The sequence below is a fragment of the Bradyrhizobium zhanjiangense genome (assembly GCF_004114935.1).
Taxonomy (GTDB): domain Bacteria; phylum Pseudomonadota; class Alphaproteobacteria; order Rhizobiales; family Xanthobacteraceae; genus Bradyrhizobium; species Bradyrhizobium zhanjiangense.
This window is the reverse complement of the sequence record NZ_CP022221.1, coordinates 8,810,721-8,824,914: the sequence shown is the minus strand read 5'-3', so window position 1 is coordinate 8,824,914 and position 14,194 is coordinate 8,810,721. Positions and strand designations below refer to the sequence as shown.

The following is a 14,194-nucleotide window of genomic DNA, read 5'->3' as shown; positions in this document are numbered from 1 at the left end:
ATAGCTTGAGAGGTGCTTAGTCCATGGCATGGTTCTTGCGAATCCGTTAATCGCAGGCGGCCGTGGGGCCGTTTCGCAGCGTTTTCACGTCTGCGTCAGGGAGATGATACACTCATGCTTAGCAAATCCACTCACGATATAGCGGCGTCATTTAGCCGCCGCGGCGTCCTCGCCGCGACCGCCGGACTGATGCTCGGTCTGGCTTCATTGACTGGCGCCAAGGCCGCGGACGACACCATCAAGGTCGGCGTGCTTCACTCCCTTTCCGGCACCATGGCCATCAGCGAAACCACGCTGAAGGACACCATCCTCTTCCTGATCGACGAGCAGAACAAGAAGGGCGGCGTGCTCGGCAAGAAGCTCGAAGCCGTCGTCGTCGACCCCGCTTCCAACTGGCCGCTGTTCGCCGAGAAGGCGCGCGAGCTGATCACCAAGGACAAGGTCTCGGTCGTGTTCGGCTGCTGGACCTCGGTGTCGCGCAAGTCGGTGCTCCCGGTCTTCAAGGAGCTGAACAACATCCTGTTCTACCCCGTGCAGTACGAGGGCGAGGAGAGCGAGCGCAACGTGTTCTACACGGGTGCTGCGCCGAACCAGCAGGCGATTCCCGCCGTCGACTATCTGATGAAGGAAGAGAAGGTGAAGCGCTGGGTGCTCGCGGGCACCGACTACGTCTATCCGCGCACCACCAATAAGATCCTGGAAGCCTATCTGAAGTCCAAGGGTGTCGCCCAGGAAGACATCATGATCAACTACACGCCGTTCGGTCATTCCGACTGGCAGACGATCGTGGCCGACATCAAGAAGTTCGGCTCGGCCGGCAAGAAGACCGCAGTGGTCTCCACCATCAACGGCGATGCCAACGTTCCCTTCTACAAGGAGCTCGGCAACCAGGGCATCAAGGCCAAGGACATCCCGGTGGTCGCTTTCTCGGTGGGTGAGGAAGAGCTCGCCGGTATCGACACCAAGCCGCTGGTCGGCCATCTCGCCGCCTGGAACTACTTCGAGTCGATCAAGACCAAGGACGGATCGAACGAGAAGTTCATCAAGGACTGGCAGGCCTATACCAAGAACCCGAAGCGCGTGACCAACGACCCGATGGAGGCGCACGTGATCGGCTTCAACATGTGGGTGAAGGCAGTCGAGAAGGTGAAGTCGACCGATCCGGACAAGGTGATCGACGCGCTTCCCGGCATCGAGGCGCCGAACCTGACCGGCGGCGTGTCGAAGATGCTGCCGAACCACCACATCACCAAGCCGGTGTTCATCGGCGAGATCAAGGGCAATGGCCAGTTCGACGTGGTCTGGAAGACCCCGGGCCTCGTTGCTGGCGATGCCTGGTCGAAGGAGCTGGACGGCTCCAAAGACCTGATCGGCGACTGGGTCGGCAAGAAGTGCGGCAACTTCAACACCAAGACCAACAAGTGCCTCGGTTCGGGCTCCTAATCCCGACCTGACGCTCCATGACACGATCGGAGAGGGCGGCGATCCCGCCGCCTTCTCCAACCATTTCTGCCGGGGTCATTCACAGTGCCAGCCCATTTGTCTGCCCGTCTCTGCTCGCTTGTGCTTTCGCTGTTTCTGATCGCGTTCGCGCTGCCGGCCTTCGCCGGTCCGTTCGAGGATGCGGTCGCCAAATTCGCCAATGACGATTTTTCCGACACGGAGGAGGCGATTGGTGCGGTCGCGAGCAGCGGCAATGCGCTGGCATTCCCGATCATCAGCGCGCTGCAGGACGGCCGCCTCATGGCCGATCCGGATAGCAAGAAGGTTTACGTCACCGGCACCGACGGCAAGTCGATCGACGCCGCAACAGGCCAGTCCGTGGCCAGCGTTCCCGACAGCGCGAGCGCGGTTCGCCTCAACAACCGCCTGCGCCGCAGCGTGGACGCCGCGCTCGGCAGCCTGACGCTTCAGTCGCCCGATCTGTCGACGCGCCTCCAGGCCGCACAGTCGGTGTTCAAGTCGCATGAGGAGGCCGCGCTCGAGGCGGTCGAGGCCGCGCTGGCCAAGGAAGGCAACAGATCCGTCAAGACCGCGCTCGGCGAAGCCCGCGCGGCCATCCTGCTGTTCAAGTCGGACGCCACCGAGGTCGAGAAGCTGGAGGCCGTTGCCACCCTCAAGGCGCGCGGCGACCAGGAGGCGCTGGCGCTGCTCACCGGCATGGGCGACCAGCCGGCCTCGGTGAGCAAGGCTGCCGCGAGCGCGATCGGCTCGATCCAGAACTCGCTTGCGGTCTGGTCCATGGTGCAGAATGCCTGGTATGGCCTCTCGCTCGGCTCGGTGCTGCTGCTCGCGGCGATCGGCCTCGCCATCACCTTCGGCGTGATGGGCGTGATCAACATGGCCCATGGCGAGATGGTGATGATCGGGGCCTACACCACCTTCGTGGTGCAGGAGGTGATCCGCACCCGCTATCCCGGCCTGTTCGACTATTCGCTCTTGATCGCGGTGCCGCTCGCCTTCCTCGTCGCCGGTGCCATCGGCGTCCTGATCGAGCGCAGCATCATCCGCTTCCTCTACGGCCGTCCGCTGGAGACGCTGCTGGCGACCTGGGGCCTGTCGCTGGTGCTGCAACAGGCGGTGCGCACCATGTTCGGCCCGACCAACCGCGAGGTCGGCAACCCCTCCTGGATGAGCGGCGCGTTCGAGCTCGGCCAGATCACCATCACCTATAACCGGCTCTGGATCCTCTGCTTCACGCTCGCCGTGTTCGCGATCCTGCTCGCGATGCTGCGCTATACCGCGCTCGGCCTCGAGATGCGCGCGGTGACGCAAAACCGCCGCATGGCGGCTTCGATGGGTATTGCGACCTCGCGCGTCGACGCGCTCACTTTCGGGCTCGGCTCGGGCATTGCCGGCATTGCGGGCGTGGCGCTGTCGCAGATCGACAATGTCAGCCCCAATCTCGGCCAGAGCTACATCATCGACAGCTTTATGGTCGTGGTGTTCGGCGGCGTCGGCAATCTCTGGGGCACCCTGGTCGGCGCCTTCACGCTCGGCATCGCCAACAAGTTCCTGGAGCCGGTCGCCGGCGCCGTGCTCGGCAAGATTGCCATCCTGGTTCTCATCATCCTGTTCATTCAAAAGCGGCCGCGCGGCCTGTTCGCGCTCAAGGGCCGTGCGGTGGAAGCATGACTCCTCACATGCTGACGCGCTCGCTGGACCGCAGTGCGACGATCTTCCTTGCTGTCGTCGCAGCCTGCGGCATCCTCATCCCGCTCTCCAACCTGCTGCTGCCCGCGGGCTCGTTCCTGCAGGTGCCGACCTATCTCGTCGCGCTCTGGGGTAAATATGTCTGCTACGCCATCCTCGCGCTCGCGATCGACCTGATCTGGGGCTATTGCGGCATCCTCTCGCTCGGCCACGGTGCGTTCTTCGCGCTCGGCGGCTACGCCATGGGCATGTACCTGATGCGGCAGATCGGCACCCGTGGCGTCTACGGCAACCCGATCCTGCCGGACTTCATGGTATTCCTGAATTGGCAGAAGCTGCCCTGGTACTGGTACGGCTTCGACATGTTCTGGTTTGCGGCCCTGATGGTGCTGGTCGTGCCGGGCCTGCTCGCGTTTTGCTTCGGCTGGCTCGCCTTCCGCTCCCGCGTCACCGGCGTGTATCTGTCGATCATCACGCAGGCGATGACCTATGCACTGTTGCTCGCCTTCTTCCGTAATGATTTCGGCTTTGGCGGCAACAATGGCCTGACCGACTTCAAGGACATCCTCGGCTTCAACGTGCAGGCGGAGGGCACGCGTGCCGCATTGTTCGCGCTGAGCTGTCTTGCGCTGATTGCAGGTTTCCTGATCTGCCGCGCCATTGTCTCCTCCAAGCTCGGCAAGGTGCTGATCGCGGTGCGCGATGCGGAATCGCGCACGCGCTTCCTCGGCTACCGCGTCGAATCCTACAAGCTGTTCGTGTTCACGGTGTCGGCCTGCATGGCCGGCGTCGCCGGCGCGCTCTACGTGCCTCAGGTCGGCATCATCAATCCATCCGAATTCGCGCCCGGCAATTCGATCGAGGCGGTGATCTGGGTCGCGGTCGGCGGCCGCGGCACGCTGGTCGGTGCTGCGCTCGGCGCCATCGTCGTCAATTACGCCAAGACCTTCTTCACCTCCGGCGTGCTGGCGCCGTACTGGCTGTTCATGCTGGGCGCGCTGTTCATCCTGGTGACGCTACTGCTGCCCAAGGGCATCGTCGGCACCTTCAATGCCTGGTGGGACTCCTCGAGGGAAAAGCGCACCGCTGCAGCCATTGCGAGCGCTGCGGCCGAAGACGGCGTCACCGAACCCAAGATGGCGGAGTAGGGCGATGAACGTCATGGACACCCGCGCAACCTCCGCAATGCTTTACCTGGACGGCGTGCACGTCTCGTTCGATGGCTTCCACGCCATCAACAATTTGTCGCTGACGCTCGAGCCCGGCGAGATGCGCGCCATCATCGGTCCGAACGGCGCCGGCAAGACCACGATGATGGACATCATCACCGGCAAGACCAAGCCGGACGAGGGCACCGTGCTGTTCGACGGCGTCACCGATCTGACGCGGCTCGACGAGACCCGCATCGCCGAGCTCGGCATCGGCCGCAAGTTCCAGAAGCCGACCGTGTTCGAGAGCCAGAGCGTGCAGGACAATCTCCTGCTCGCGCTCAACGTCGATCATTCGGTTCGCGGCACGCTGTTCTGGCGCGGCAGCAAGGCGGAATCCGAGCGCATCGACAAGGTGCTGGAGACGATCCGCCTCACCGAGGCCCGCAACCGCCTCGCCGGCAGCCTCAGCCACGGTCAGAAGCAGTGGCTCGAGATCGGCATGCTGCTGGCGCAGGATCCGAAGCTGCTCCTCGTCGACGAGCCGGTCGCAGGGATGACCGACGTCGAGACGCATCTCACCGCCGAGCTGCTCAAAGAGATCAACAAGACCCACACCGTGATGGTCGTTGAGCACGACATGACCTTTGTGCGCGAGCTCGGCGTCAAGGTCACCTGCCTGCATGAAGGCACCGTGCTGGCGGAAGGCACCATCGACCAGGTCTCGTCGAACGAGCGGGTCATCGAAGTCTATCTGGGACGCTGAGCGATGCTTGAGGTCAAGGACATCAACCTATTCTACGGCGCTGCCCAAGCGCTGCGCGGCGTCTCGATCTCGGCCGAGCCGGGCAAGGTGACTTGCGTGCTCGGGCGCAACGGCGTCGGCAAGACCTCGCTCTTGCGCGCCATGGTCGGGCAATATCCGATCTCCTCGGGCGCGATCGTGCTCGACGGCAGCGATATCACGGGCCTGAAGCCCTATGAGCGGGCGCGCAAAGGCATCGGCTTCGTGCCGCAGGGCCGCGAGATCTTTCCGCTGCTCACGGTCGAGGAGAACCTCAAGACCGGCTTCGGCCCGCTCAGGCGCGAGGACAAGCACATTCCGGACGACGTATTCTCGCTCTTCCCCGTGCTGCAATCCATGCTCGGCCGGCGCGGTGGCGACCTCTCCGGCGGCCAGCAGCAGCAGCTCGCGATTGGGCGCGCGCTGGTGATGCGACCAAAGCTGCTGCTGCTCGACGAGCCGACCGAGGGCATCCAGCCCTCGATCATCAAGGACATCGGCCGCGCCATCTCCTACTTGCGCAACCTAGGCAACATCGCGATCGTCCTGGTCGAACAATATCTCGACTTTGCCTGCGAACTCGGCGACAGTTTCGCGGTGATGGATCGCGGCGCGGTGAAGTTCACCTGCGACCGCTCCAATCTCGACGCGAGCGAAATCAGCCGCCAGATGGCGCTGTAAGCCATTCTGCCGCGACCGGCTGGGGAGGCGGATGCGCAGCGACGTTTCGGTCACAGCAACGGTTTTCGAGGCCAACCGCGCCCGCGGCGCGGTGCGCTTCGACGTCCATGCACGCGATGGCGTGACGCGGCGCGGGACCTTGCATGAATCCGGCTCCCTGCGCGTGCGCTTTCCCTCGCCGGAAGGCGAGGGGCTCTCCGGCGTGTTCGTCAACACGGCTGGCGGGGTCGCCGGCGGCGATCGCTTCGACATTGAGATCACGGCCGCTGACGCTGCGCGGCTGACGCTGACGACGGCGGCCGCAGAAAAGGTCTATCGTGCGCAGGACACGGCGGCCGAGCTCAATATCGCGCTGAGGGTCGGCGCAGGTGCGCATCTGTCCTGGCTGCCCCAGGAAACGATCCTGTTTGACCGCGCCCGTGTCCATCGCCGTTTCGACATCGCACTCGATGAGGCGGCTTCGCTCCTGCTCTGCGAGATCGTGGTGTTCGGTCGCACCGCCATGGGCGAGCGGATGGAGCAGGGCGAGTTCGTCGATCGCTGGCGGCTCTCTCGCGGCGGCAGGCTGGTGTTCGCAGAGACTGTCAGGCTGGATGGTCATATCGGTGAAAAATTGGCGCGATCCGCCGTGGCCAAGAGTGGCGCCGCGATCGGCACGGCCCTGATCGTGCCCGGCGACGAGGCGTTGGTCGAACGCATTCGCGAGGCCTCGGAATCGTTCGCCGGCGAGGTCGGGATATCCGCCTGGAATGGCTTTGCAATGGCGCGGTTCTGTGCCCAAGATGCGGCGCGTTTGCGCGCCGACATGATGGCGGTGCTGGCGCGCACCGGCGCGGCCCTGCCGCGGCTCTGGCTGAACTGACTGGTTGAATTGACGTGTTGAACGGAAGAGATGTCGCATGAATCTGTCTCCCCGCGAAAAGGACAAGCTTCTGATCTCGATGGCGGCCATCGTGGCGCGCCGTCGGCTAGACCGCGGCGTCAAGCTCAACCATCCCGAGGCGGTCGCGATCATCTCCGACTTCATCCTCGAAGGCGCGCGCGACGGCCGCACCGTCGCCGAGCTGATGCAATCCGGCGCGCAGGTGCTGACCCGCGACCAAGTGATGCCCGGCATCCCCGAGATGATCCACGACATCCAGGTCGAGGCGACCTTTCCGGACGGCACCAAGCTCGTCACCGTGCACGAGCCGATCAGGTAGGAGCGAGAACCATGATCCCGGGCGAACTCTTCATCCAGGACGGCGAGATCGAGCTCAATGCCGGCCGCAAGACCGTGACACTAACGGTTGCCAACACCGGCGACCGCCCGATCCAGGTCGGCTCGCATTACCATTTCTTCGAGACCAACCCGGCGCTGAAGTTTGACCGCAAGAAGTCCCGCGGCATGCGCCTCGACATCGCCGCCGGGACCGCCGTCCGCTTCGAGCCCGGCCAGACCCGTGACGTCCAGCTCGTCGCCATGGCCGGGAAGAAGACCATTTATGGCTTCCGCGGCGACGTGATGGGGAAGCTGTGATCTCCGAAGGAACGAGCCTGGTGCGGCAGGGTTGAGGCGAAAACGGAGTCTTGCCATGCTGACACCGATCCGCCTTGTCTCCGAAGCTGCCGAGCTCGCTGCGCACCGCCACAACGGCATGGCGCGCAAGGGGCGCGGCAACGAGCCTTATATTAATCATCTCGCCGAGGTCGCGAACCTGCTGGCGACCGCGACCGAGGGTGCCGATGCCGAGCTGGTCGCGGCCGGCTGGCTGCATGACGTGATCGAGGACACCGACACCACGCGCGAGGAGCTGGCGCAGAGATTTTCCGCACGTGTCGCTTCCCTCATCGCGGAATGCACCGACGACATGAGCCTGCCAAAGGCCGAGCGGCGGCGGCTTCAGGTGCTCGAAGCGCCGAAGAAATCCCCCGACGCAAAACTGATCAAGATCGCCGACAAGATCAGCAATACAGAGGCGCGCATTCAAACCGCCCCGAGCGCCGAGGAGCGGGACGATCTCGCCGATTACATCGGATGGGCCACGCAGGTCGTTGCAGGCTGCCGCGGCGGCAATGCCTGGCTCGACGAGAAATTCGATGATGCCGTGAAAGCAGCGAGGGCCTTGCTGTGACCCACCAAACATTCAAATGCAAACGGGGCTTGTGATGTCCGTCAAGATGAAGCGTTCCGTCTATGCCGACATGTTCGGCCCGACCACCGGCGACAGGGTGCGGCTGGCCGACACCGACCTGATCATTGAGGTGGAGAAGGATTTCACCACCTACGGCGAGGAGGTGAAGTTCGGTGGCGGCAAGGTGATCCGCGACGGCATGGGGCAGTCGCAGGTCACCAACCGGCAGGGCGCGGCCGACACCGTCATCACCAATGCGCTGATCGTCGACCATTGGGGCATCGTGAAAGCCGACGTCGCGATCAAGGACGGCATGATCTCCGCGATTGGCAAGGCCGGCAATCCCGATATCCAGCCGGGCGTCACCATCGTCATCGGCCCCGGCACAGATATTATCGCAGGCGAAGGCAAGATCCTCACCGCCGGCGGCTTCGACAGCCACATCCATTTCATCTGCCCGCAGCAGATCGAGCACGCGCTGATGAGCGGCGTCACCTCGATGCTCGGCGGCGGCACCGGGCCATCGCACGGCACTTTCGCCACCACCTGCACGCCGGGCCCGTGGCACATCGCGCGGATGATCCAGTCGTTCGACGCCTTCCCGGTCAATCTCGGCATCTCCGGCAAGGGCAACGCCTCGCGGCCCGCCGCGCTGGTCGAGATGATCAGAGCCGGCGCCTGCGCACTGAAGCTGCACGAGGATTGGGGCACGACGCCGGCCGCGATCGACAATTGCCTGTCGGTCGCCGACGATCACGATATTCAGGTGATGATCCACACCGACACGCTGAACGAATCCGGCTTCGTCGAGGATACGATCAAGGCATTCAAGGGCCGCACCATCCATGCCTTCCACACCGAAGGCGCCGGCGGGGGTCACGCGCCTGACATCATCAAGGTCGCTGGCCTGAAGAACGTGCTGCCGTCCTCGACCAATCCGACGCGGCCGTTCACGCGCAACACCATCGACGAGCATCTCGACATGCTGATGGTGTGCCACCACCTCGATCCCTCGATCGCGGAAGACCTGGCTTTCGCGGAAAGTCGCATCCGGAAAGAAACCATCGCCGCCGAGGACATTCTGCACGATCTCGGCGCGCTCTCGATGATGTCCTCGGACTCGCAGGCCATGGGCCGCCTCGGCGAGGTCATCATCCGGACCTGGCAGACCGCCGACAAGATGAAGAAGCAGCGCGGGTCGCTGCCGCAGGACAGAGGCAAGGACAACGACAATTTCCGCGTCAAGCGCTACATCGCCAAATACACCATCAATCCCGCCATCGCCCACGGCGTGTCGAAGCTGATCGGCTCGGTCGAGAAGGGCAAGCTCGCCGATCTCGTGCTGTGGTCGCCGGCCTTCTTCGGCGTCAAGCCGGACTGTATCGTCAAGGGCGGCAGCATCGTCGCGGCGCCCATGGGCGATCCCAACGCCTCGATCCCGACGCCGCAGCCGGTGCACTACCAGCCGATGTTCGGCGCCTTCGGCAAGGCGCGGACGGCGTCCTCGGTGGTGTTCACCTCGAAGGCCGCGGTCACCGGCGGTCTTGCGCGAAAACTCGGCATCGACAAGAAGCTCTATGCCGTCCAGAACACCCGCGGCAAGATCTCCAAGAAGAGCATGATTCACAACGACGCGACGCCCAATATCGAGGTCGATGCGGAGACCTATGAGGTCCGCGCCGACGGCGAGCTGCTGACCTGCGCCCCCGCCGAGGTGCTGCCGATGGCGCAGCGATATTTCATGTACTGAAATAGCGCCTCAACGCATGTCCCCGGATCAAGTCCGGAGACGGCTTTTCCGCTGTTGCGTTCGATCCGGCCTGGTCTAATGTCCCGCCCGGTATCGTACCCTTAGAAGAAAAGCCGGGAGGATTTCTCGTGATCTATGTCGTTGCCACCTTGATCATCAAGCCCGAAACGCGCGCCGAATTCATTGCAGCCGCTACCGCCTGCATCAAGGAGACGCGGAAGGAGCCCGGCAATATCGCCTACGATTTGCACGAGAGCGTCACCGATCCCAGCAAGATGGTATTCGTCGAGCAATGGGAGAATGCCGAGGCGCTGGTGCCGCACCGCGCCATGGAGCACATGAAGACGTTCGGCCGCGTCGCGGTGAAGTGCTTTACGGCGCCGCCGAAGATCGAGGTGATCACGCCCGAGAAGGTCGAGACACGGTAACGAGGTAAACGCATGATCCGGGCGACGCAGGTCAAGGGGCAGCACCGCTTCACGGAACCCCCCGTGGATACGGTCGTGCTCGATTTCGACGATCGACACCGCCGCCGCATGGCGATGACGGGGACGCGCGGGCTCGAATTCCTGCTCGACCTGGAGCACGCCGTCGCGCTGCGCGGCGGTGACGCGCTGGTGCTGGAGGACGGCCGGCTGGTGGAGGTGGTGGCGGCGCCCGAGCCGCTGCTGGAGATCCGCGGTCGCGATCCGCACCATCTCATCCGCGTCGCCTGGCATCTCGGCAATCGCCATCTGCCGACGCAGATCATGGCCAAAGCCTTGCGCATCCGCCGCGACCACGTCATCGAAGCCATGGTGAAGGGTCTTGGCGCCCGCGTGATCGAGATCGAGGCGCCGTTCGATCCCGAGGGCGGCGCCTACGCCGATGCCGGCCACGCGCATGGGCACGACGATCATGCGCATCACGATCACGGCCATCACGATCACGGCCATCACGATCACCATGATCATCACGGTCATGATCACCACCATCATGGCCATGCCGCGCATGACCATGATCACGATCATCACCATCATCACGACGAGCATTGCGACCACCCCGACCATCACCACGGCCACAAGCATGCTCATGAGCACAAATGAGCCGGTCAGCCCCGCTGACCTCGCCAGGCGCGAGGCGGCGGCGCTGTACCGGTTGATGACCTGGCTGTCGCCGGCATTCCCTGTCGGCGGGTTCTCCTATTCCAGCGGCATCGAATGGGCGGTCGAGGCGGGCGATATCACGGACACCGCGACGCTGGCGGACTGGCTCGATGCGATGCTTGGCGACGGCTCGGGCTTTTGCGATGCGACGTTCCTGGTCCATGCCTATCGCGCCGCGGAGGCGGGCGAGACCACCGCTTTGAACGATATCGCCGAGCTGGCCGCCGCCTTCGTGCCGTCGCGCGAACGACAGCTGGAAACGACCTCGCAGGGCCGTGCCTTCATCGACATCGCCCGCGCCGCGTGGGATGCCGACGGATTGGATGCCATGGTCGCGGCATGCCGCACGCCGCTGGTCTATCCCGTCGCGGTCGGCGTGGTCGCCGCGATGCATGGGGTGTCGCTGGCGCCGACACTCCACGCCTTCTTGCATGCCCTCGTCTCGAACTGGATTTCCGCGGCCAGCCGGCTCATTCCGCTCGGCCAGACCGATAGCCAGCGCGTTCTGGTGAGGCTGGAAGCCGCCGTCGCCGCGACCGCCAATCGTGCGCTGAATGCGACGTTGGACGATCTCGGCAGCGCGACCTTCCGCGCCGATCTCGCCAGCCTGCGGCATGAGACACAATATACGCGGCTGTTCCGGTCTTGAGCTTGCTGCGCCACATTCAGCCGTCGTCCCGGCGCAGGCCGGGACCCATAACCACGAATCTTCGTGGAGATGGAGGGATGCGGCCACAGCCCGCTCTATCAACCGGGTTCGGTGGCTATGGGTCCCGGCCTGCGCCGGGACGACGTTAGGAAAGAGCGAGCGACATGTCGAAATCTCACGGACCCTTGCGCGTCGGTGTCGGCGGCCCGGTCGGATCGGGCAAGACCGCGCTGATGGACCTGCTCTGCAAGACCATGCGCGAGCGCTATGACATCGCCGCGATCACCAACGACATCTACACCAAATGGGATGCGGAATACCTCGTGCGTTCGGGCTCGCTGACGCCGGACCGCATCGCGGGGGTCGAGACCGGCGGCTGCCCGCACACCGCGATTCGCGAGGACGCCTCGATGAATCTCGCGGCGGTGGCGGACATGCGCGCGAAATTCCCGGACCTCGATCTCGTGCTGATCGAGTCCGGTGGCGACAATCTGGCTGCCACTTTTTCCCCGGAGCTGGCCGACCTCACCATCTACGTGATCGACGTTGCCGCCGGCGACAAGATCCCATCCAAGGGCGGGCCGGGGATCACCCGGTCAGACCTTCTGGTCATCAACAAGATCGACCTGGCACCGCATGTCGGGGCCTCCCTGGAAAAGATGGAGACGGATGCCAAGCGCATGCGCGGCCAGCGTCCCTTCGTCATGACCAACCTGAAGAAGAGCCAGGGTCTCGATCGCATCGTCGGCTTCATCGAGACCAAGGGTGGCTTAAAACGGGACGCTTAAAACCGCGGGGCCCGACGGACGCGACGACTTAGCGCAGGCGTTTTTGCCCCAATACCCGGGGCAGGGCCGCAACCGCGGAACAAATTTCGGACACGGCGATTAACTACCTCTTGGCCCCCAAGGGGCAAATCCATGCCGGCCGGACCATCGGCCGGACGGATTAAGCTTTTCAGCCGACCTACGTTGCGTACTGATGCCTCCTCCTCCATTATCTCCGCCACTGGGGGTTCACCCTGTTTCGGCACATGGCCGTTCGAGCGGCATTCATATGCTCCGTGTTTATTGCCGACCTCCTGCATTCGCCTGAGTAGTCGAAGTGGTCCGGCTGGGTTTCATCATTGGCTTCATCGCTCTGCTCGGAGCCTTGCTCTCCGGGCTTGCGGCCTATCGCGTTCACGATCAGGAGCTGGCGCTGGACCGGATCGCGCTCGCGCGTGCGATCGACGTTCACGCAAGCCTGGTCCAGGATCGCCTCACCGAGCGGGAGCTGCTCGCGCGTGTCGCCTCCGGCTTGTTCCGTGCGCCGTCCGTGATCAAGCCGAGCATGCTGGAGCCGCTGCGCTCGGCCATCTACGCCTTCAAGACCGACTTCGTGGTGGCCGGCTGGATTGCCCGGCTGAAGCCGAACGAGCTTACGGCGGCGCAGGCTGCCATTGCCGGCGCCGGCTTCCCCAATCCGCGGATCCGCATGTTTGACGACAAGCCGATCAATTCCGCCGATGTCACCCAGCCGATCGACGTGCTGATGGACCTCGAGCCGCGCAGCAACGAGACCAAGGCACTGCCTGGCCGCAGCTACGATCAGGATCCGGTTCGCAGCGCCATGCTGACGCGTGCCCGGGTCGAGAAGCGGTCGATCGCCTCAGACCCGATTCCGCTGCTCCGCGGCAACGGCCCAATCGGCGTCATCGTGGCCGCGCCCGTCATTCCCGAAGGTGCAACGGAGCCGGCCGGGTTCGTCACATTTTCCTACGAGCTTGCTTCGCTGATGCTGACCAATGACGACATGTCGTTGTTCTCGGTCGCGCTCAGGGATCCGCGCAGGGACGGCGGCGAGCTCGTTGCCAACGACCAGGGCGTGGTCTCCACGCGTATGACAGCGGCGGACGGACTGGCGCCGTCGGCCATGCGCACGGTAAGCTTCGGTGGCCGTGACTGGCAGCTCGCCTATTACGCGAAGACCAATTCGGCGCGTCGCGCCGAGCAGACCGCCATCATCGTCGCGGCGATCGGCCTCGCCATCACCGCGATGGTGTGCGGCCTGTTCGGCTATGTCGCCTACAACAATCTGCGGCTCAGCCGGGAAATCCAGGTGCGGATCGGCTTCGAGCGTCGGCTCACCGCTGTCATCGACGAGCTCAACCACCGGGTCAAGAACATCCTGGCGGTGATCCAGTCGATCGTGACACGCACGCTGCGCCACGGCTCGGATATCGACGTCGCGCGCGAGTTGCTGATCGGCCGCATCCACGCCATGTCGAACGTGGTCTCGCTGCTCAGCGAGAGCCAGTGGCAGGGTGTCAAGCTGAAGGGCCTGTTCGAAGCGCGCGCCATCCCGCATGCCGATCGCATCGCCGTCACCGGTCCCGACATCGCGGTCAGCGCCCGCGCGGCGCAGAGCCTGTCGCTGCTGTTCTTCGAGCTCGCCTCGCATTCCGACGAAGGCCTGTCGCTGGTCGGCAAGCATCCGCACATCACGGCCAATTGGACGGTGACGGGCGAGGAGCCCGACGAGATTTTCAATTTCCGCTGGGAGGAGTTCAACACCAGCGAGGCGACGCGCCGCCCCGATTCCGATTTCGGCCTGATCCTGCTCGACCGCGTCGCGCCCGAGGCGCTCGGCGGCACCGCCAAGCGCTACTTCACCGACGTCTCCTACGTCTACGAGCTCATCGCGCCGATGGAGACGGTGGTCGACATGACCGAGCGCGATCGTACCGACAAGATTTCGGCCCCGGTCAGGCCCGTGCGGTGATGCGAGG

At 64.2% G+C, this 14,194-nt stretch carries 15 protein-coding genes; all 15 read left to right on the top strand.

The window, feature by feature from the left end; genetic code table 11:
• Positions 1-114: 114 nt before the first annotated feature.
• The 15 genes from urtA to XH85_RS42130 all read left to right on the top strand — a co-directional run bounded on the left by urtA (position 115) and on the right by XH85_RS42130 (position 14,187).
• Positions 115-1,443 (top strand): urea ABC transporter substrate-binding protein, encoded by a 1,329-nt coding sequence (gene urtA, locus XH85_RS42200; protein WP_164934717.1) that lies wholly within the window; start codon positions 115-117, stop codon positions 1,441-1,443.
• An 84-nt stretch (positions 1,444-1,527) separates the two neighbouring features.
• Positions 1,528-3,135, top strand: coding sequence for an urea ABC transporter permease subunit UrtB (urtB, locus tag XH85_RS42195; protein WP_128936631.1), 1,608 nt, complete (start codon positions 1,528-1,530; stop codon positions 3,133-3,135).
• Entirely contained in the window at positions 3,132-4,301 is a 1,170-nt protein-coding gene (urtC, locus tag XH85_RS42190; protein WP_128936630.1) for an urea ABC transporter permease subunit UrtC, read from the top strand. Before urtB ends, urtC begins: the two co-directional genes overlap by 4 nt.
• A 4-nt stretch (positions 4,302-4,305) precedes the next feature.
• Positions 4,306-5,067, top strand: coding sequence for an urea ABC transporter ATP-binding protein UrtD (gene urtD, locus XH85_RS42185; protein ID WP_128936629.1), 762 nt, complete (start codon positions 4,306-4,308; stop codon positions 5,065-5,067).
• A gap of 3 nt (positions 5,068-5,070) precedes the next feature.
• Entirely contained in the window at positions 5,071-5,766 is a 696-nt protein-coding gene (gene urtE / locus XH85_RS42180) for an urea ABC transporter ATP-binding subunit UrtE (protein ID WP_128936628.1), read from the top strand.
• A 31-nt stretch (positions 5,767-5,797) separates the two neighbouring features.
• Complete coding sequence (locus tag XH85_RS42175; protein ID WP_128936627.1) at positions 5,798-6,628, top strand: urease accessory protein UreD; 831 nt, start codon at positions 5,798-5,800, stop codon at positions 6,626-6,628.
• A gap of 37 nt (positions 6,629-6,665) precedes the next feature.
• Positions 6,666-6,968: an urease subunit gamma gene (locus XH85_RS42170; RefSeq protein WP_027553946.1), complete on the top strand. Its 303-nt coding sequence runs from the start codon at positions 6,666-6,668 to the stop codon at positions 6,966-6,968.
• Positions 6,969-6,979: 11 nt separating this feature from the next.
• Positions 6,980-7,285 (top strand): urease subunit beta, encoded by a 306-nt coding sequence (locus tag XH85_RS42165; protein ID WP_035708642.1) that lies wholly within the window; start codon positions 6,980-6,982, stop codon positions 7,283-7,285.
• Between the two features lie 55 nt (positions 7,286-7,340).
• On the top strand, positions 7,341-7,880 hold the full coding sequence (locus XH85_RS42160; RefSeq protein ID WP_128936626.1) for an HD domain-containing protein: 540 nt from the start codon (positions 7,341-7,343) through the stop codon (positions 7,878-7,880).
• A gap of 34 nt (positions 7,881-7,914) precedes the next feature.
• Positions 7,915-9,630 (top strand): urease subunit alpha, encoded by a 1,716-nt coding sequence (ureC, locus tag XH85_RS42155; protein WP_128936625.1) that lies wholly within the window; start codon positions 7,915-7,917, stop codon positions 9,628-9,630.
• A gap of 128 nt (positions 9,631-9,758) precedes the next feature.
• The gene (locus XH85_RS42150; protein WP_128936624.1) at positions 9,759-10,058 is read left to right on the top strand and encodes a putative quinol monooxygenase; all 300 of its coding nucleotides are present in this window, start codon (positions 9,759-9,761) and stop codon (positions 10,056-10,058) included.
• 12 nt (positions 10,059-10,070) lie between these two features.
• Positions 10,071-10,715, top strand: coding sequence for an urease accessory protein UreE (gene ureE / locus XH85_RS42145; protein ID WP_128936623.1), 645 nt, complete (start codon positions 10,071-10,073; stop codon positions 10,713-10,715).
• On the top strand, positions 10,696-11,424 hold the full coding sequence (locus XH85_RS42140; RefSeq protein WP_128936622.1) for an urease accessory UreF family protein: 729 nt from the start codon (positions 10,696-10,698) through the stop codon (positions 11,422-11,424). Before ureE ends, XH85_RS42140 begins: the two co-directional genes overlap by 20 nt.
• Before the next feature lie 164 nt (positions 11,425-11,588).
• Positions 11,589-12,212, top strand: a complete 624-nt coding sequence (gene ureG, locus XH85_RS42135; protein ID WP_128936621.1) for an urease accessory protein UreG — start codon at positions 11,589-11,591, stop codon at positions 12,210-12,212.
• A 316-nt stretch (positions 12,213-12,528) separates the two neighbouring features.
• Positions 12,529-14,187: a CHASE domain-containing protein gene (locus XH85_RS42130; RefSeq protein ID WP_128936620.1), complete on the top strand. Its 1,659-nt coding sequence runs from the start codon at positions 12,529-12,531 to the stop codon at positions 14,185-14,187.
• Positions 14,188-14,194: the final 7 nt, after the last annotated feature.